Raw genomic sequence first — 18,181 nt, forward strand, 5'->3', positions numbered from 1 at the left:
GAACGTGTGTTCGAATGACCGGTATGCGGTGGGATGCTCAGCGGCTGGACTTCGACGAGCCCAGCACCCTGCCCGGGCTGCCCGACGTGCGTGGCCTGCTGCGCAGCGTGCAGGTGCCCGAGTTCCCGGGCCTGACCTTCCACGAGGTGCGGGCCAAGAGCGCGCTGAACGCGGTGCCGAAGGGCTCGGCGATGCCGTTCGGCCACACGATCAACCCCTACCGGGGCTGCTCCCATGCGTGCGTGTACTGCCTGTCGGGAGACACGCAGGTGCTCATGGCGGACGGCTCTCAGCGCGCGATCGCGGAACTGCAGGTGGGGGACCGGATCATCGGGACAGAGAAAGGCGACCGCTACCGCCGGTACGTCGAGACCGAGGTGCTGGCGCACTGGTCGACGGTCAAACCAGCTCATCGGGTGACACTTGCCGACGGCACCGTTCTCGTCGCGAGTGGTGACCATAGGTTCCTCACCGGGCGTGGCTGGAAGCACGTCACCGGTGCGAGCTGCGGAACGGGTCAACGCCCGCATCTGACGACGAACGACGAACTGCTCGGCTTCGGCCGTTCGGCTCCGGTGGTCCTCCCCTGCGAGGACTACCGGCGCGGCTACCTGACCGGCATGGTCCGCGGCGACGCCCACCTCAAGGTGTACCGCTACGAGCGAGCCGGGCGGGTCCATGGGAACGTGCACCGTTTCCGGCTGGCGTTGGCGGACCAGGAGGGTCTTCAGCGCTCTCAGGCCTACTTGGCCCAGGCGGGGGTGTCGACCGATTGGTTCGAGTTCTCCGCTGTCACCCCCGAGCGCCGGGCGATGAGCGCCATCAGGACGTCGTCAGCCGCCTCCGTGGCTCGGATCTCCGAGCTCATCGCCTGGCCGGAACAGCCATCGGGTGCCTGGCAGCGGGGTTTCCTGGCCGGCGTCTTCGACGCCGAGGGCAGCCGGAGCCAACACGTCCTGCGGATCACCAACGCCGATGACGAGATGCTCGAGCGGACGAGTGCCGCCTTCACCGCGTTGGGCTTCGACAGCGTTCTGGAGGACAGGCGCCTGGCGAACCGGGTACGGACCGTCCGCCTGCGCGGCGGGCTGAAAGAGCACCTGCGGTTCATCCACCTGGTCGACCCGGCGATCCGCCGCAAGTGCCGGGTACAGGGCACAGCCATCACGAGCACGGCTGATCTACGAGTGACCGAGGTCCAGGACCTCGGTCTCGAGATGCCGATGTACGACATCACCACTGGGACAGGCGACTTCATCGCGAACGGCGTCGTGAGCCACAACTGCTTCGCCCGCGGCACGCACGAGTGGCTGGAGCTGGACAGCGGGGCCGACTTCGACCAGCAGATCGTGGTCAAGACCAACCTCGTCGACGTGCTGCGGCGGGAGCTGGCCCGCCCGTCCTGGCAGCGGGAGCACGTGGCGCTGGGCACCAACACCGACCCGTACCAGCGGGCCGAGGGCCGCTACCGGCTGATGCCCGGGATCATCGACGCCCTGGCCCGGTCCGGCACCCCGTTCTCGGTGCTGACCAAGGGCACGCTGGCCCGCCGCGACGTCCCCCGGCTGGCCGCCGCGTCCCGCGACGTCCCGGTGGGGATGGGGGTGTCGATGGCCATCTGGGACGACGATCTGCACGCCGCCCTGGAGCCCGGCGTCCCCACGCCCCGTGCGCGGCTGGACCTGGTGCGGGCGATCACCGACGCCGGGCTGCCCTGCGGGGTGTTCCTGGCCCCGGTGCTGCCCGGCCTCACCGACCGGATGGAGCACCTGGAGGCGGCGATCGGCGCCATCGCCGCGGCCGGGGCCACCGGGGTCACCGTGCTGCCGCTGCACCTGCGCCCGGGCGCCCGGGAGTGGTTCACCGCCTGGCTGTCCCGGGAGCACCCCGGTCTGGTCGGCCGGTACCGCCAGCTCTACGGCCGAGGCGCCTACGTGCCGGCCGAGTACCGCAGCTGGCTCGCCGGCCGGGTGGCCCCGGTGCTGGCCCGGTACGGCCTGGACCGGCAGAGCGGGGGAGTGGCGCGCGGCGTCGACGCCGGCAGCAGCCTCGGCCTCCCCGGCGACGAGTCGGTGGGCTTCCCCGCCGGCAGCCTGCCCACCCGACGGCCGGAGCCCGCGCCCATCGACGAGGCGCCCGAGCAGTTGTCGCTGTGCTGAACCCGGCGTCGGGCAGAACCGGGGGAGGGGAGCCGGGTCAGCCGGCCAGTCGGGCACGACGGCCCACGGTGCGCAACGCCCGCACGGCGCCGCGGGGGCCCACCGGCGGCGCACCACCGGCCAGCGCCAGCCGGCGGTAGGAGTCGTACGAGAGCGTCAGGTAGTCCGCTGCCAGCTCCTCGACCTCCGCACGGCGGCTCGGCGGAGCCGTGGCGCGCATGGCCGTCGCGGTGCGCACGGCGTGCTTGGCGAACGTCACCTGCAGCGCCTGCGTGGACAGCTGCCCACCGACGTGCGAGTTCGGCCCCGGGCCCCGCCGCAGCGCCGGCAGGACCCATGGGCTCGCCGCCAGGCCGGGGAACCGGCTGCGGACCTCCTCCCAGGCGTGCCAGGCGGTCAGCGCACCGGGCACCGACCACCCGCCGTCCTCGGTGGACACGACGAGGCGGCGTCCGGTCGCCTGCACCTGGTCCCGGCGCAACCCCTGGAACTGCCCCACCGTGGCCGGCCAGCCCAGCGCGAGCGCGCACCACGCGACCGAGCGCAGGTGCTCCGGCGCCTCGCTGCGCACCCGGGTCAGCTCCCGCAGGTCGAGGGTGACCGGGTCGGGCTCGGGGGTGGTCGCCCTCGGCACTCCGACTCCGCCGTAGCGAGCGACCTTGCTGTAGAGGGCGACGGTGGCCGGCTTCCAGTCGCGGGCCGCGGCCAGCGGCTCCAGGCCGGTCTCGGCGAGCGCGTCCGGCCCCAGCCCCTGCTCGAGGGCCGCCTCGACCAGTCGCCGCCACTGCGGCTCGTACCCCGGCGGCACGGGCAGCCGGGCCCAGGCGCGGGCCGGTGGAGGGGCAGGCATGTCGGGCAGCGGCGGCTGCCATGCACCTGGCATGACGACACACTACCGTTATCCCCAACAATGTCACGAGAAATCATTGTCGTCACCTGCCGATGACAGACCTCGCGCCCTGCGGGCGCACCGCAGTAACAACCAGCCCCCGGAGCCGGGCTCAGCGAGCACGACGACCGGGATGCCCGTGATCATGGGGCGGTGCGCACCGTCGGAGTCGAGGAAGAACTGTTGGTCGTCGATCCGGCGGGGGTGCCGGTGCCGCTGGCCCCGGAGGCCCTGGAGGTGGCCGCCCGCCGTGGCGAGGGGGAGACGGTCGGAGAGCACGACCGGGCCCAGCAGTCCGATGCGGCGCCCGACACCGACGCCGCCGGGGCCCCGGCCGGCCCTCGCCTGGTGCCCGAGCTGAAGGAGCAGCAGATCGAGCTGGGCACCCGGGTCTGCCGGGAGCTCGACGAGGTGGCCGCGGAGCTGCGGCACTGGCGTTCCCGGGCCGATGCGGCCGCCGCGACCGTGGGCGCCCGGGTGGCGGCCCTGGCCAGCTCGCCGGTGGCCGTGGAACCGGAGACGACGCCGGGGGAGCGGTACGCGCAGATGGTCGAGGTCTTCGGCCTCACCGCCGTCGAGGTGCTCACCTGCGGCTGCCACGTGCACGTCTCCGTCGACGGCGACGAGGAGGGGGTGGCCGTCCTCGACCGGATTCGGGTGTGGCTGCCGGTGCTGACCGCGCTGACCACCAACTCGCCGTTCTGGTCCGGGCGGGACACCGGCTACGCCAGCTTCCGCTCCCAGGTCTGGAACCGGTGGCCCTCCGCCGGTCCGAACGCCGTGTTCGGCACCCCGGCCCGCTACCACCAGCTGATCGCCGAGCTGGTCGCCACCGAGACGGTGCTCGACGAGGGGATGGTCTACTTCGACGCCCGCCTCTCGGCCACCTGGCCGACGGTGGAGGTGCGGGTGTCCGACGTCGCGCTGCGGGTGGAGGACGCCGTCCTGCTGGCCGGGCTGGTGCGCGGCCTGGTCGAGACCGCGGCCCGGGAGTGGCGGGCCGGCGTCCCGGCGCCGGAGGTGCGGACCGAGGTGCTCCGCGTCGCCGGCTGGCGGGCCGGCCGCTCTGGCCTGACCGGGGACCTCGTCGACCCGCGGACCGGCCAGCCGGCCTCTGCCGCCGAGGTGGTCACCGCCCTGCTCGAGCACGTGCGCGCTGCCCTGCGCGAGAGCGGGGACGACGAACGCGTCGAGGCGGGCGTCGCCGACGTCCTGCGCCGCGGCACCGGGGCGACCGTGCAGCGCGCGGTCTTCGACGAGACCAGCGACCCGGCCGCCGTCGTCCGGGCCGCGGTCGCCGCCACTCACGGCAGCTGAGGCCGGAACGCCGCGCGCGACCGGGTTGGTTAGGGTCCGCCCATGCACACGGCCAGCTGGGGCGACGTCGTCCGCCGAGACCTGTTCGGGCCGAAGCCGGACCCGAGGGACCGCCCCTACCGGTCGGTGATCCGGCTCGTGCTGGTCGTCTTCCGGCTGTTCCGCTTCCGGTTCGACATCCGCGGGGCCGAGCACGTCCCGGCCACCGGTGGCGCGGTCATCTGCAGCAACCACGTCTCCTACCTCGACTTCACCTACCTCGGGCTCGCCGCGCTGCCGCAGCACCGGCTGGTGCGGTTCATGGCGAAGGCCGCGATCTTCGGGCACTGGTTCGCCGGGCCCTTCATGCGCGCCATGCAGCACATCCCGGTCGACCGCAAGGCCGGTGCCTCGGCGTTCGACGCCGCCGTCCGGGCGCTGAAGGACGGCCACCTCGTCGGGATCTTCCCCGAGGCGACGATCAGCACCTCGTTCACCGTCAAGGACGTCAAGGCCGGCGCAGCCCGGATGGCGGTCGAGGCCGGGGTGCCGATCGTCCCCGCCGCCGTCTGGGGTGGGCAGCGCATCGCCACCAAGGCACACAAGGTGGTGTTGCGCCGGGACGTCCCGGTGACGGTGATCATCGGCGAGCCGATCGTCCCCGAGCCGGGGGAGAAGCCGCAGGCCCTGCTCCGCCGCACCAAGGCGGCGATGGTGGAACTGCTGGACGAGGCGCAGCGCACCTACCCGGACCAGCCGGCCGGGGACGGCGACCGCTGGTGGCAGCCGGCCCACCTGGGCGGCAGCGCGCCGACCCCGGAGGTGGCCGCGATCAACGACGCCGACTACGCCGCCGGCAACCGGACGCGGGTCAAGGCCCCGCACCCGCTGGCCCGGGCCAAGGCGCTGCTGGGTCGCGTCCGCCGCTGAGCCTCAGCGCACCCGTGCGCCGACGTCGTCGGCGGTGAGCGGGGCGACCATCTCCCGTTCGTGGCTGCGGTGCCACCACGCACCGGTCTCCCGCCGTTCCTGGCGGGTGGTGAACCGGTAGCGGTAGACGAGCACCCGCACCGCGGCGGGGCGGTCGGTGCCGAAGGGCGCCGACCGCAGCAGCCGCAGGGTGGCCGGGTCGGCGTCCAGCAGCTTGCCGAGGAAGGGCAGCAGCCAGGCCCGGCCGTAGGCGGGGGAGAGGGCCACGAACCACATCAGCCAGTCCAGCCGCAGGTGGTAGGGCGCCCACTGTGGCGGACGGCGGTGGACGTCGCCGGGCTTGCCGCGGAACTCGTACTCCCGCCACACGGCGTCCGGCCCGGTGCCGTCGGTGGCCTCGACCACCAGCTCCCGGCGCACCTTGGTCACCGAGCCGAAGGCGCCGTAGCTGTTCACCAGCCGCAGCGGGTCGAAGCTGGTGTTCATCCGCTGCCCCGGTGACAGCATGTTCCGCACCGGCGCCACGCTGAGCACGGCGACCAGCACCGCCAGCCCGATCCCCACGCCGACGAACCAGGTGGGGGAGGAGAGCTCGTCGGGGCGGTCGACGGGCAGGACGGCGGCCAGCCAGCGCCCGTCGACCACCGACAGGGCCAGCACCAGGGTCAGCGCGTTCAGCCAGGCGAAGTTGCCGCTGATCAGCAGGTACCCCTGGGTGACCACGATGACCAGCGCCGCCACCCCGGCGATCGGCTGCGGCGCCAGCAGCCCGAACACGACGACCAGCTGGGTGACGTGGTTGGCCAACGTCTCCACCCGGTGGAGCCGGGGGCTGAGCCGGTGGAACCACCAGCTCAGCGGGTTGGGCATCGGCTGGGTCTCGTGGTGCCAGTTCAGGCAGGTCAGCTCCCGCCAGCAACGGTCACCGCGCATCTTGATCAACCCGGCGCCGAGCTCCAGCCGGACGAGCAGCCAGCGCAGCAGCCACATGCCCAGCACGGGTGGTGCGACGTGCGCCGGGCCGAGGAAGACGGCGAGGAACCCGGCTTCCAGCAGCAGCGACTCCCAGCCGAAGCCGTACCAGATCTGCCCGACGTTCACGATCGACAGGTAGAGCGCCCAGAGGACCGCCCACAGCGCCATCCAGCCGGCCAGCGGCAGCCGGTCGGCCAGCCCACCGAGGGCGGCGGCGGAGAGCGCGATGCCGGTCCAGCAGCAGCCGGCGAAGAACCGGTCGGACCAGTGCAGGTGGAACAGGCTCGGGCTGCGCTTCCACGAGGCCCGCTCCAGGTACCGGGGTACCGGGGTGAGGCCGTGGGTGCCGAACAGCGCCCGCCCCTGGCGCAGCGCGGCGACGAACGCGATCAGGTAGACCAGCGCGAGGCCCCGGGTGAAGAGCCAACGACCCCACCAGGCGCCCGGGTCGGCGAACCACTCCACGACGCCCTCCGCTCAGTCTGGTGGGGCCTCGAGCCGGAAGGCCTCCAGCTCGGTGCCGTACCAGCGGGTGGTGCGGCCCAGCGGCTGCATGCCCAGTTTCCGGCAGACCCGCAGCGAGGCCTCGTTGCCCGGCCGGACGACGGCGTAGACCTCCAGCAGCCCGTCGTCGAACGCCCGGTCGACGACCGCCCGGGCCGCCTCGGTGGCGTAGCCGAGCCGCCAGCTGTCCGGGTGCAGGTGCCAGCCGACCTCGACCTCACCGACGCCCTGGGGGAGGGGCTTGAGCAGCACCGTGCCGGCCGGTGGGCCCCCGCTGCGCGGCTCGATCGCCCAGCACCCGTGCGCCGGGTCCAGCTGGTGCACCAGCCGCCAGCGCTCGACCAGCTCAGCGGGGGACACCGTGGGTGCCCCGCCCAGCCAGCGGGTCACCTCGTCCCGGCTGTACAGGTCGGCGAGGCGGGCGAGGTCGGCGTCGTCCGTCGTCCAGGCCCGCAGCCGCAGCCGGTCGGTGCACAGCAGTTCCACCCGGAGGTGCCTACCGCCGTCCGCCCGGTCGAAAACCCCAGCTCCGGCCCCGCCGCAGGGGCCCGCCACGAGCCTGCGAGTGGTGGGGGCAGCGGGGTCCGTCAGCAGCCGGTGGGGGTGAGCTGACGGTCGCGCTGGGCGGCCCACCAGGCGCGGCCCTCGGCGGGCAACCCGGCGATCGGGTCGTAGTAGGCGTAGCGGCGGTCGAGGGCGTCGGCGTCGGTGCGCTCGATGCCGGTGCGGTAGTTCTTCGTCCAGTAGGAGATGCCGCGCTCGCGGTCGTACTCGGCGACCTGGTGCACCCAGCGCTTGCCGACGTAAGGCACATCGCACACGATCCGCGGCGTCGCGAACCCCGGCAGGTACCCCATGACGTCGTGCTGCAGGGTCTGCGCGGTGCCCAGCGAGACCCGCCAGTGCTCGGCGCTGGGGATCATGTCGCACATGTAGAAGTAGTAGGGCGTGATCGAGGCGCCGTCGAGCAGCGCGAAGCACAGGTCCAGCAGCTGCCCGGCGGTGGCGTTCACCCCGGCCAGCAGCACGCCCTGATTGCGCACGTCGCGCACGCCGGCCGCCAGCAGCGCCCGGGTGGCCTCGGCGACCAGCGGGGTCACCGACTGCGCGGCGTTGACGTGGGTGTGCACCGCCAGCGAGACGCCCCGTTCCCGCGCGATGGCCGCCAGCCGGCCCATCCCGTCGACGACCTCCGGCTGCAGCCAGTGCTGGGGGAGGCCCATCAGCGCCTTGGAGGCGAGCCGGACGTCGCGGATCGAGTCGATCTCCAGCAGCCCCTCGACGAACGCGGCGAGGTTCTTGAACGGCAGGTTGGCCACGTCGCCACCGGAGACGACGACGTCCCGGACGCCGGGGGTGCGGCGCAGGTAGGCCAGCATCTCGGCCTGCCGGTCGACCGGCTTCAGGTCGAACCGCAGCTTGTCCACCGCCGGGGTGGAGTTGCCGACCAGGTCCATCCGGGTGCAGTGCCCGCAGTACTGCGGGCAGGTGGACAGCAGCTCGGCCAGCACCTTCGTGGGGTAGCGGTGGGTGAGGCCCTCGACGGCCCACATCTCGTGTTCGTGCAGCGAGTCGCGGGCCGCGTGCGGGTGGCTCGCCTCGTCACCGGGCAGCCGGTCGGAGGCGACCGGGAGCATGTAGCGGCGCACCGGGTCGGCGAGCATCGCAGCGGTCGAGGGCAGTGCCGCGGGCACCATCGTGTTGAGCATCTGCGGTGGCAGCAGCAGCGACATCGTCGCCCGCCCGGCCTGGTCGGCCTCGACGTCGGCGTAGAACGACTCGTCCAGCAGGTCGCCGTACACGCCGCGCAGCTGGCGCACGTTCTTCACGCAGTGCGCGCGCTGCCACTGGGCGCTGCGCCAGTCCTCGTCGGTGACCTCGGCGAAGCCGGGCAACCGCCGCCAGTCCGGCTCGATGAGCTCACGGGCGGTGTACTCGTAGGGCTGCTCCAGCACCGGAACTCCTGTCCGCGCGACGTCTTCGACTTCGACACCGCGACCCTACGGGAAAAAGTGCGGCGTCAGGGGCGGATAACGATAGGTTCTCCGGTGTCGAATCGGAGACGACGAAGGGACGACGGTGGTGATGAACGCACTGCACCGCAGCCTCGGCGTGCACCGGGTGCTCGAACCGGTCGGCGTGCTGCCCCAGGCGGCTGCCCGGCTGGACGCCGACCCACGGATCGGCCCCGACGAGGTCCGCATCGCCGTGCACCGGCTCAACCTCGACGCCGCCTCCTACCGGCAGCTGGCCGAGGAGCACGGCGGGGACGGTGACCGGGTACGCGCCGCCGTCCTCGGGATCGTCGGGAGCCGGGGCAAGATGCACAACCCGGTCACCGGCTCGGGCGGGATGCTCATCGGCGTCGTCGACGAGGTGGGCGACGACTCCCCACTCGGCCTGGAGCCCGGCCAGCGGGTGGCCACCCTGGTCTCCCTCACGCTCACCCCGCTGCGGATCACCGACGGACTGGCGCAGTGGGACGGGCGCAGCGAACAGGTGCCGGCCGCCGGGACGGCTGTCCTCTTCGCCCGCTCGATCGCCGCCGTGCTCCCCGACGACCTGCCCCAGGAGGTGGCGCTGGCGGTGCTCGACGTCTGCGGCGCCCCGGCGGCCACCGAGCGGGTCGTGCACCGCTCGGGTCACCGGCCCTCGGTCGCCGTCCTGGGTGCCGCCGGCAAGTCCGGTTGTCTGAGCCTGGCCGCCGCCCGGGACGCCCGCGCGGGCCGGCTGGTCGGCGTGGTCCGCGACGAGCGGGAGGCCACGGCCCTGCGGGCGGCGCGGCTGGCCGACGAGGTGGTCGTGGCCGACGCCACCGATCCGTTCGCCGTCGCCGCAGCGGTCGGCCAGCCGGTCGACGTCACCGTCGTGTGCGTCGACACCCCCGGCGCCGAGCACGGAGCGGTCCTCGCGACGGCCGACGGCGGCACCGTGGTCTTCTTCTCCATGGCCACCTCCTTCTCGGCGGCGGCCCTGGGAGCTGAGGGGATGGCGGCGGACGTGACGATGCTCGTGGGCAACGGCTACACGCCGGGGCACGCAGCCCTGGCGATGGACCTCTACCGGCACTCGCCGGGTGTGCGGTCCCTGATCGAGCCGCGGGTCCGCGCCTCGTGAGCGGGCTGCTCATCCGGGACGTGACGGTCGGCGACCGGCCCGGCCGTGCCGTGCACGTCGTCGACGGGCGGATCGCCTGGCTGGGTGCCGCGGCCGACGCACCCACGGCTGCCCGGGTGCTGGACGGCGGGGGAGCGCTGCTGACCCCCGCGTTCGTCGACGCCCACGTGCACGCCACCGCCACCGGCCTGGCGCTGACCGGGCTGGACCTGCACGGCGCCGACAGCCTGCGGTCCGCGCTGACCGGCGTCACCGCCCAGACCACCGCCGCCCCCACCGGCACGGTGCTCGGCACCGGCTGGGACGAGACGGCCTGGCCCGAGGGCCGCGGGCTCACCCGGCACGACCTGGACGCGGTGGTGGGGGAGCGGCCGGCCTACCTGGCCCGGGTCGACGTGCACTCGGCCACCGTCTCCACCGCCCTGCTGGACCGGGTGCCCGGCATCACCGAGCTGCCCGGGTACAGCCCCGACGGCCGGCTCCGGCTGGACGCCCACCACGCCGCCCGGCAGGCCGCCTACGGATCGGTGCCAGCCGATCAGCGGCGCAGCGCCCAGCGGGCCACCCTGGCCGCCGCGGCCGCGCTGGGCATCGGCAGCGTGCACGAGATGGCCGGCCCGGAGGTGTCCAGCGCCGAGGACCTCGCCGGCCTGCTCGCGCTGGCCGCCGAGGTGCCCGGGCCGCGGGTGGTCGGGTACTGGGGCGAGCTGTCCGAGCGTGGCGGGCTGGACGTCGTCCGGGAGCTGCGGCTGGCCGGCGCCGGCGGTGACCTGTTCTGCGACGGCGCGTTCGGCTCGCACACCGCGGCGCTGAGCAGCCCCTACGCCGACCGGCCGGAGACCACCGGCGCCCTGCGCTTCGACACCGCGGCCCTCGTCGAGCACGTCCGCGCCTGCACCGTCGCCGGGCTGCAGGCCGGGTTCCACTGCATCGGGGACGCCGCCGTCGACCAGGTGCTGGCCGCGGTCGGCGCGGTCGTCGACGAGCTGGGCCGGGACGCCGTCCGGGCCTGCCGGCACCGCCTGGAGCACGTGGAGATGGTCAGCGACGCCGCGATCGACCAGCTGCGCCGGTGGGGGATGGTCGCCAGCGTCCAGCCCGCCTTCGACGCCGCGTGGGGCGGGCCGGCCGGCATGTACGCCGAGCGGCTGGGCGTCGAGCGGGCCGCCGGCTGCAACCCGCTGGCCGACCTCGTCGACGCCGGGGTGGTGGTGGCCATCGGCAGCGACGCCCCGGTCACCCCGCTGGACCCGTGGGGCGGGGTGCACGCCGCGGTCGACCACACCACCCCCGGCTCGGGCATGCGCCCGTTCGACGCCTTCGACGCGGCGACCCACGGCGGCTGGGTCGCCACCCGCGGAGAGCACCCGGAGGGGCCACTGGCGGTCGGTGCGCCGGCGGACCTGGCGCTGTGGGCGACCGAGCTGACGCTCTCCGCCGTCCTCGCCGCCCGGGCCCGCCCCACCTGCCGCCAGCTGATCGTCGCCGGGGAGCCGTGTTGACCGTCACCGACCGGGCCACACCGGAGCCGATCCGACACAGGGGAGTGCGATGAGCCGACTGCAGCTGGACCAGGCGCTGGTGGCGCGGGCGCGGGAGCTCGCCGCCCGGGCGGCGGCGCCGGTGGTGGACCTGGCCGCGACCTACACGACCGTCTCGGTGGAACGGGCCACGCTGCGGCTGGCCGGGTTGACCGGCACCGACCCGGTGGACGGCGACGGCGAGGTGCCGTGGGTGAACCGCGTGGTGGACGCGGTCCGCGACCAGGTCGGTCTGGAGCACGGCGTCGCCCTGCCGGTCTGGCACGCGCTGGGCTCCGGCGGCACGCTGCAGGACCTCGCCGAGCAGGTCGGCGCCGGCACCGCCCGGTTCACCGTGCCCGAGGGGGCCGCCTCCGACCGGGCCCGGGAGGCCGCCCGCGCCGCCGTCGGTGCCGGGATCGCCCGGATCGACGCCAACCGGGCCCGGCGGGAGGAGCTGGTGGCCACCCACGGCGACCCACCCCGCCGTCCGTGGATCTACCTGATCGTGGCCACCGGCGACATCCACGAGGACATCCCACAGGCGCAGGCCGCCGCCCGCGCCGGGGCCGACGTCATCGCCGTCATCCGCTCCACCGGGCAGTCGCTGCTGGACTACGTGCCCGAGGGCGCCACCCGCACCGGTTACGCCGGCACGTACGCCACCCAGGAGAACTTCCGGCTGATGCGGGCCGCACTGGACGACGTCAGCGCCGAACTGGGCCGCTACGTCCGGCTGACCAACTACGCGTCCGGGCTGTGCATGCCGGAGATCGCCGTCCTGGCCGGGCTGGAGCGGCTGGACATGATGCTCAACGACGCGATGTACGGGATCCTCTTCCGCGACATCAACCCGCACCGGACGTTCGTCGACCAGCGGTTCAGCCGGATGGTGCACGCCCGCGCCGGGATCATCATCAACACCGGCGAGGACAACTACCTCACCACCGCCGACGCCGTCGACGAGGCGCACACCGTCACCGTCAGCCAGCTGCTGAACGAGCGGCTGGCGCACGAGGCCGGGCTCGAGGACTGGCAGCTGGGCCTCGGGCACGCCTTCGAGATCGACCCGGCGGTCCCGGAGTCCTTCCGGCTGGAGCTGGCGCACGCACTGCTGGCCCGCGGACTGTTCCCGGACGCGCCGCTGAAGTGGATGCCGCCGACCAAGCACATGACCGGCGACGTCTTCCGCGGCTACCTGCTGGACGGGTTCTTCAACCTGGCCGGGGCGCTCACCGGCCAGGGCATCCTGCTGGTCGGGATGATGACCGAGGCGGTGGTCACCCCCTGGTTGAGCGACCGCGACCTGGCGCTGCGCAACGTCCGCTACGTGCTCGAGGCCGCCGGGAACCTGCACGAGGACTTCGCCCCCCAGCCCGGCGGCTTCATCGACCGCCGGGCGCACACCGTGCTGACCGAGGCGGTCGAGCTGCTGGAGCGGATCGCCGCACACCCGCAGGGCCTGATCCAGGCGATCGCCGACGGCACCTTCGGGATCACCAAGCGGTCCCCGGACGGCGGCAAGGGCCTGGACGGCGTCGTCCGCAAGGCCGCCGACCACTTCGACCCGGCCACCGAACTGCTGGAGCGCGAGGTGTCCCGTGCCTGACAACCACCAGAATGGCCATTCTGGTGGTCCTCGGGAGGGCGGGAGCGTCGTCCGGCCGTACGGGGACACCACCGGCGACGGGATGGTGCAGACGTCGTTCACCCTCCCCGTCCCGCCCGGGCCCAAGGCCGACGGCGCCGCGCTGCAGCTGGCGCAGAAGATGGGCATCGAGCCGGCGATGGTGGTGCACTCGCACGGCATCGGGGAGGGCTTCACCTTCTTCGTCGTCTACGGCAGCGTGCGGCACCTGGTCGACCTGGACGCCGTCCACGTCGAGGAGCGCCCCTACCCGCTGCTCTCCCCGGGCGAGGTCAACGCCGCGGTGAAGACCCGGCTCCGGCGCAGCCTCGTCGTCCTGGGCGCCTGCATCGGCACCGACGCGCACACCGTGGGCATCGACGCGATCCTCAACCTCAAGGGCTTCGCGGGGGAGAAGGGCCTGGAGTACTACCGGGAGCTGCAAGTGGCCAACCTCGGTGCTCAGGTCAGCGTGCCGGAGCTGGTGCACGCCGCCCGGGCCCGGAAGGCCGACGCCGTCCTGGTGTCCCAGGTGGTCACCCAGCGGGACGCGCACCTGCGCAACACCCGCGAGCTGGCCGGGGCGTTCCGCGAGGCGATGGGGGAGTCCCGGCCGCTGCTGGTCGTCGGCGGTCCCCGCTTCGACCCGGCGATGGCCGCCGACCTGGGGGTCGACAAGGTCTTCGGCCGGGGGACGACGCCCGGCGAGGTCGCCAGCTACCTGGTGCACGCACTCGTCCCCGAGGAGGAACCGTCATGACCAACGCCCGGGTCGGGCTCACCGTCACCCACCGCCGCTACGTGCCGCACGCGCACGCCCACTACGGCGGCTCGCTCGTCGACGGGGCCTACACGCTCGGCCTGTTCGGCGACGTCGCGACCGAGGTGGCGATCCGCACCGACGGCGACGAGGGGCTGCTCGCCGGCTACTCGGAGGTCTCCTTCCTCGCGGCGGTGCAGGCCGGCGACGTCCTGGAGGCGACCTGCGAGGTGGTCCGGGTCGGCCGCCGCAGCCGGGAGCTGCGCTGCTGGGCCGACGTGGTCGCCCGCGCCGACCCCTCCCGCGGCGCCTCCGCCGCCCAGGTGCTCGACCCGCCGCTGCGGGTGGTGGAGGCGGTGGCGACGCTCGTCGTCCCCGGTGGCTCCGCCTGACCCCGCCGGGACATCGGCACGCCACCCGGTGTCCCATCGCGGTGACGCTCCGAACCAGTGGTCCGGAGGGGTTCCCCGACGTCGGGTCGGTGCCTAGGGTCGGGGTCGCCCCATCCCGGGAGACCGGGGTGTGCTTCCCCCTCGGCACAGTCGCGCGCTCGTCCCTCGGTGACGCAGTGCGGTGACGCACCTCGCGTCGCCGGCTGCGTGTCCCCGCCAGGCCGAGGGGGAGCCGCGGACCCGAGGGTGCACGTCCCACTCCCGACGTCCGCTCCGGCGGGGCCCCGCGTCACCAGACAACGGAGCAGCGGCCGCAGCCAGCGGCCGGTGTCCCGGCCCGAAGGCGCGGGGTGCCCCGGGGACGGACGCCGGGCGGGGAGAGCTGCGGCGGTCGCACCGCCAGGAGTGGGATGCTGGACGTGGTCGCGGCGTCCGTGCCACGACCGGGTCCGCGCAGCACGCCGGGTCCGAGGCGTCCCGGGTCCGACCCGGGCCAGCGCGAAGGCGGCGGTGCCGGCAGTGGTGGCGACCGGCACGGTGGAGTCAGCCACCTCGAGCACCCCGGTGGAGCCCCCGGCCCCCCGTCGCCGGTGGCCCTGGCGCACCGGCGTGGCCGCAGCCGGTGGCCTGGCGCTGTACCTCGCCTTCCCCGGACACGACCTGTCCGGGCTGGCCGTGCTCGGGCCGGCCGCCCTCGCCCTCGCCGTCCGCGGCGAACGGGCGCGCAGCGGGGCGTGGCTGGGGCTGGTGCTCGGCCTGGTCTTCCTGGTGCCCCTGCTGTCCTGGACCGGCATCTACGTCGGCGCCTTCCCCTGGCTGGCGCTGGCGGTGTTCGAGGCGCTGTACTTCGCCCTCCTCGGCGGCGCCCTGGCCGCCACCTCCCGGTTGCCCGCCTGGCCGTTGTGGGCGGCTGCGCTGTGGGTGGGCGCCGAGGCGCTGCGCGGCCGTCAGCCGCTGGGCGGGTTCCCGTGGGGGCGGCTCGGGTTCAGCCAGGCCGACGGGCCGTTCACGGCGCTGGCGGCCTACGGCGGTGTCCCGCTGGTGGGCTTCGCCGTCGCGCTGACCGGCACGCTGCTGGCCGCCGGCCTGGTCGGCCTGCACCGGGCCACCCGCCGGCCCGGCACCGGGGAGCGGCGAGCCGGACGGCGCGGAGCGGCCCTCGCGCTCGTCGGTGCGCTCGCCGTCCCCCTGGTCGGGGTGCTGGCGGAGCTGCCGCTGGCGGGGTCGTCGCTGACCGCGGGCGGGCCCGACCGGACGGTGGCGGTCATCCAGGGCAACGTGCCGCGGGCCGGGCTGGACTTCAACGCCCAGCGGCGGGCGGTGCTGGACAACCACGCGAACCAGACGCTCGAGCTGGCCGCAGCCGTCGAGCGCGGTGAGGCCGCGCAGCCCGACCTGGTCATCTGGCCGGAGAACAGCTCCGACATCGACCCGTACAGCAACGCCGACGCCGCCCGCGTCATCACCCGCGCGGCGGTCGCCATCGACGCGCCGATCCTGGTGGGCGCGGTGGTGCAGCTGCCGGGAGAGTACGTGGCGAACACGGCCATCGTCTGGGACCCGGTGACCGGCCCGGGGGACACCTACGTCAAGCGGCACCCCGTGCCGCTGGCGGAGTACGTGCCGGCCCGGCCGTTCTTCCGGTTCTTCAGCCCGCTCGTCGACCGGGTCACCGACTTCGTGCACGGCACCGAGGTCGGCATCCTGGACGTCGGCGGGGCGCGGGTCGGCGACGTCATCTGCTTCGAGGTCGCCTACGACGGGCTGGTCTCCGACGTGGTCGATGCCGGCGCCGGGATGCTGGTCGTGCAGACCAACAACGCGACCTTCGGCTACACCGACGAGAGCGCGCAGCAGCTGGCGATGAGCCGGCTGCGGGCCGTCGAGTACGGCCGCACGGTCGTGGTCGCGGCGACCAGCGGGATCAGTGCCGTCGTCGCCCCGGACGGCTCCCTCGTGCAGCGCTCGGAGCTGTTCACCGCCGACACCTTCGTCGAGGAGATCGCCCAGCGGGACTCCTCGACCGTCGCCGAACGGCTGGGCGCGGCCCCGGAGTGGGCGCTGACGGCGCTGGGCGTGGGCGCCGTCCTGGCGGTGGCGTTCCCGGCCGTGGCCCGCCGCCGGGCCGAGCGCGGCCGGTGACCGGCCCCGCGGCCCCCGGGCCGGTGCTCGTGGTGGTCCCGACCTACGAGGAGGTCGGGAACCTGGGGGCGGTCCTGGACCGGCTGCACGCGGCGGTGCCGACCGCGCACGCCCTCGTCGTCGACGACGCCTCGCCCGACGGCACCGGCGAGCTGGCCGACGCCCGGGCCGCGGCCGACGAGCGGGTGCACGTGCTGCACCGCACCGCCAAGGCGGGATTGGGCCCGGCCTACGTCGCCGGCTTCCGCTGGGCCGAGCAGCACGGCTACGGGGTGGTGGTCGAGATGGACGCCGACGGCTCCCACCCGCCCGAGCGGCTCCCGGCGCTGCTGGCCGCCCTCGCCGACGCCGACCTGGTGCTGGGCTCCCGGTACGTGCCCGGGGGAGAGGTGCTCGACTGGCCGCCGCACCGGCTGGTGCTGTCCCGGCTGGGCAACCTCTACACCCGGTGGGCGCTGCGGCTGCCGCTGGCCGACGCCACCGGCGGGTTCCGGGCGGCCCGGATGGAGCTCGTGCGCCGGTTGCCCTTCGACACGGTCGCCAGTCAGGGCTACTGCTTCCAGGTCGACTGGGCCTGGCGGGCGGTCCGGGCCGGTGCCCGGGTGGTCGAGGTGCCGATCGCCTTCAGCGAACGCACAGCCGGGCGGAGCAAGATGAGCGGTTCGATCGTTGGAGAAGCACTGGTACGGGTGACCTGGTGGGGCATCCTGGACCGGCTGGCCGATCGGCTGCCGGGCCGGGTGACCCGTCCCGTGCCAGCACGAGCCCGGGACGGGCGGCGGTCCAGGGTCCTCCGCTAGGGAGGACCCACCGCCCCGCGGGCGGAGGGAGAACGCATGGCCACCAGCCACACCGCCCCACGACGCAGGTCGTCGGGGCTGCGGACGGCGATCGGGTTGGGGGCCCTGGCCGAGGTCGTCGTCTACGTCCTGGTCGCCTCCTGGATCGGGCTGGGCTGGACGATCCTCGCCACCCTGGCCACCAGCGCGCTGGGCTGGGCGCTGCTGGCCCGGCAGGGCACCAAGGCGCTGGGGGAGCTGCGGCTGCGCGCCGAGGAGCACCGGGCGCCCGGTCGCGCCCTCGGCGATGCCGGCCTGGTGGCCCTGGGCGGGCTGCTGATGGTGCTGCCCGGCTTCCTGGGTGACCTGCTGGGCCTGCTGTGCCTGCTGCCGGCCACCCGCGCCCTGCCCCGCGCGCTCATCACCCGCGGCCTGCTGCGGCGACTGCCGGACCGGCTGCGCGGCCCGGTGTACGTGCGCTCGACCCGCACCGAGCCGGTCGCCGGCCCCGACCAGCCGTTCCGGGCCGGGCCGGCCAGCCGCGTGATCGAGGGCGAGGTCGCCCCGGAGCGCACGGACCCCTGACGGCCCGCCCCCGGACACAGCACGGCCCCGGTGGGGACTCCCACCGGGGCCGTGCCGAGCTCAGCTCAGTGCGAGCTGGAGTCGAAGACGCTCAGGACGCCCGGGTCCGGCGACCACGGAGCACCTCGAGCCGCTCGGCGAGGACCTCCTCCAGGTCGTCGACCGAACGACGCTCCAGGAGCATGTCCCAGTGCGTACGCGGCGGCTTGACCTTCTTGGGGGCCGGCTCCGCGCCGCCGACCAGCTTGGCGGCCGAACCGTCGTACTTGCACTCCCAGGTGTCGGGGAGCTCGGCGTCATCGGCGAAGGGCACCGTGACGAGGTGCCCCTGGGCACACCGGTACTCGGCGTACTGCCGCTCGATGGGCGCGGTGTTGCGCTCGGTCTCATAGCTCACGCTGCCCAGTCGGCTCCCGCGAAGCGAACGCTCGCCCATGGCACACCGTCCTCTCGTGCTGATGTCGGTCAGATCTGGACTGCCCGGGCAACCGCATGCTCACGCATCC

16 protein-coding genes are annotated in these 18,181 nt (G+C 74.3%); 11 read left to right on the forward strand and 5 right to left on the reverse strand.

The window, feature by feature from the left end; genetic code table 11:
- Positions 1-14: 14 nt before the first annotated feature.
- Positions 15-2,159, forward strand: coding sequence for an intein-containing Rv2578c family radical SAM protein (locus O2W15_RS10425; RefSeq protein WP_269179368.1), 2,145 nt, complete (start codon positions 15-17; stop codon positions 2,157-2,159).
- A 37-nt stretch (positions 2,160-2,196) separates the two neighbouring features.
- Here O2W15_RS10425 and O2W15_RS10430 read toward each other — a convergent pair whose 3' ends face one another.
- Entirely contained in the window at positions 2,197-3,042 is an 846-nt protein-coding gene (locus tag O2W15_RS10430) for a hypothetical protein (RefSeq protein WP_269165434.1), read from the reverse strand.
- A gap of 159 nt (positions 3,043-3,201) precedes the next feature.
- Here O2W15_RS10430 and O2W15_RS10435 point away from each other — a divergent pair, with 159 nt between their 5' ends.
- Together O2W15_RS10435 and O2W15_RS10440 are read left to right on the forward strand one after the other, a co-directional pair.
- The gene (locus O2W15_RS10435; protein WP_269179369.1) at positions 3,202-4,365 is read left to right on the forward strand and encodes a carboxylate-amine ligase; all 1,164 of its coding nucleotides are present in this window, start codon (positions 3,202-3,204) and stop codon (positions 4,363-4,365) included.
- Between the two features lie 42 nt (positions 4,366-4,407).
- The gene (locus O2W15_RS10440; protein WP_269179370.1) at positions 4,408-5,274 is read left to right on the forward strand and encodes a lysophospholipid acyltransferase family protein; all 867 of its coding nucleotides are present in this window, start codon (positions 4,408-4,410) and stop codon (positions 5,272-5,274) included.
- Positions 5,275-5,277: 3 nt separating this feature from the next.
- On the opposite strand, the gene O2W15_RS10445 is transcribed toward O2W15_RS10440, so the two are convergent.
- The 3 genes from O2W15_RS10445 to O2W15_RS10455 form a co-directional block, all read right to left on the reverse strand.
- Positions 5,278-6,714 (reverse strand): lipase maturation factor family protein, encoded by a 1,437-nt coding sequence (locus O2W15_RS10445; RefSeq protein WP_269179371.1) that lies wholly within the window; start codon positions 6,712-6,714, stop codon positions 5,278-5,280.
- A gap of 12 nt (positions 6,715-6,726) precedes the next feature.
- Positions 6,727-7,239, reverse strand: a complete 513-nt coding sequence (locus O2W15_RS10450; protein WP_269165430.1) for a GNAT family N-acetyltransferase — start codon at positions 7,237-7,239, stop codon at positions 6,727-6,729.
- 101 nt (positions 7,240-7,340) lie between these two features.
- A complete protein-coding gene (locus tag O2W15_RS10455; RefSeq protein WP_269179372.1) occupies positions 7,341-8,708 on the reverse strand; it encodes a KamA family radical SAM protein in 1,368 nt (455 codons plus the stop codon).
- Between the two features lie 130 nt (positions 8,709-8,838).
- Between O2W15_RS10455 and O2W15_RS10460 the strand changes: the two genes are divergently transcribed.
- The 8 genes from O2W15_RS10460 to O2W15_RS10495 all read left to right on the forward strand — a co-directional run bounded on the left by O2W15_RS10460 (position 8,839) and on the right by O2W15_RS10495 (position 17,675).
- Positions 8,839-9,870 (forward strand): L-erythro-3,5-diaminohexanoate dehydrogenase, encoded by a 1,032-nt coding sequence (locus O2W15_RS10460; RefSeq protein ID WP_269165428.1) that lies wholly within the window; start codon positions 8,839-8,841, stop codon positions 9,868-9,870.
- Positions 9,867-11,372 (forward strand): amidohydrolase, encoded by a 1,506-nt coding sequence (locus O2W15_RS10465; protein WP_269179373.1) that lies wholly within the window; start codon positions 9,867-9,869, stop codon positions 11,370-11,372. Before O2W15_RS10460 ends, O2W15_RS10465 begins: the two co-directional genes overlap by 4 nt.
- A 49-nt stretch (positions 11,373-11,421) precedes the next feature.
- Complete coding sequence (locus O2W15_RS10470; protein WP_269179374.1) at positions 11,422-12,999, forward strand: lysine 5,6-aminomutase subunit alpha; 1,578 nt, start codon at positions 11,422-11,424, stop codon at positions 12,997-12,999.
- On the forward strand, positions 12,992-13,777 hold the full coding sequence (locus O2W15_RS10475) for an OAM dimerization domain-containing protein (RefSeq protein WP_269179375.1): 786 nt from the start codon (positions 12,992-12,994) through the stop codon (positions 13,775-13,777). Before O2W15_RS10470 ends, O2W15_RS10475 begins: the two co-directional genes overlap by 8 nt.
- The gene (locus O2W15_RS10480) at positions 13,774-14,169 is read left to right on the forward strand and encodes a hotdog fold domain-containing protein (protein WP_269179376.1); all 396 of its coding nucleotides are present in this window, start codon (positions 13,774-13,776) and stop codon (positions 14,167-14,169) included. Before O2W15_RS10475 ends, O2W15_RS10480 begins: the two co-directional genes overlap by 4 nt.
- 510 nt (positions 14,170-14,679) lie before the next feature.
- Entirely contained in the window at positions 14,680-16,311 is a 1,632-nt protein-coding gene (gene lnt, locus O2W15_RS10485; protein WP_269179377.1) for an apolipoprotein N-acyltransferase, read from the forward strand.
- Positions 16,308-17,111, forward strand: a complete 804-nt coding sequence (locus tag O2W15_RS10490; RefSeq protein ID WP_269179378.1) for a polyprenol monophosphomannose synthase — start codon at positions 16,308-16,310, stop codon at positions 17,109-17,111. Before lnt ends, O2W15_RS10490 begins: the two co-directional genes overlap by 4 nt.
- A gap of 36 nt (positions 17,112-17,147) precedes the next feature.
- Entirely contained in the window at positions 17,148-17,675 is a 528-nt protein-coding gene (locus tag O2W15_RS10495; protein ID WP_036332630.1) for an FxsA family protein, read from the forward strand.
- Positions 17,676-17,766: 91 nt separating this feature from the next.
- On the opposite strand, the gene O2W15_RS10500 is transcribed toward O2W15_RS10495, so the two are convergent.
- Positions 17,767-18,111 (reverse strand): RNA polymerase-binding protein RbpA, encoded by a 345-nt coding sequence (locus O2W15_RS10500; protein ID WP_036332628.1) that lies wholly within the window; start codon positions 18,109-18,111, stop codon positions 17,767-17,769.
- Positions 18,112-18,181 lie beyond the last annotated feature (70 nt).

Source organism: Modestobacter sp. VKM Ac-2979 (assembly GCF_026967995.1).
In the GTDB taxonomy this organism is placed as follows: domain Bacteria; phylum Actinomycetota; class Actinomycetes; order Mycobacteriales; family Geodermatophilaceae; genus Modestobacter.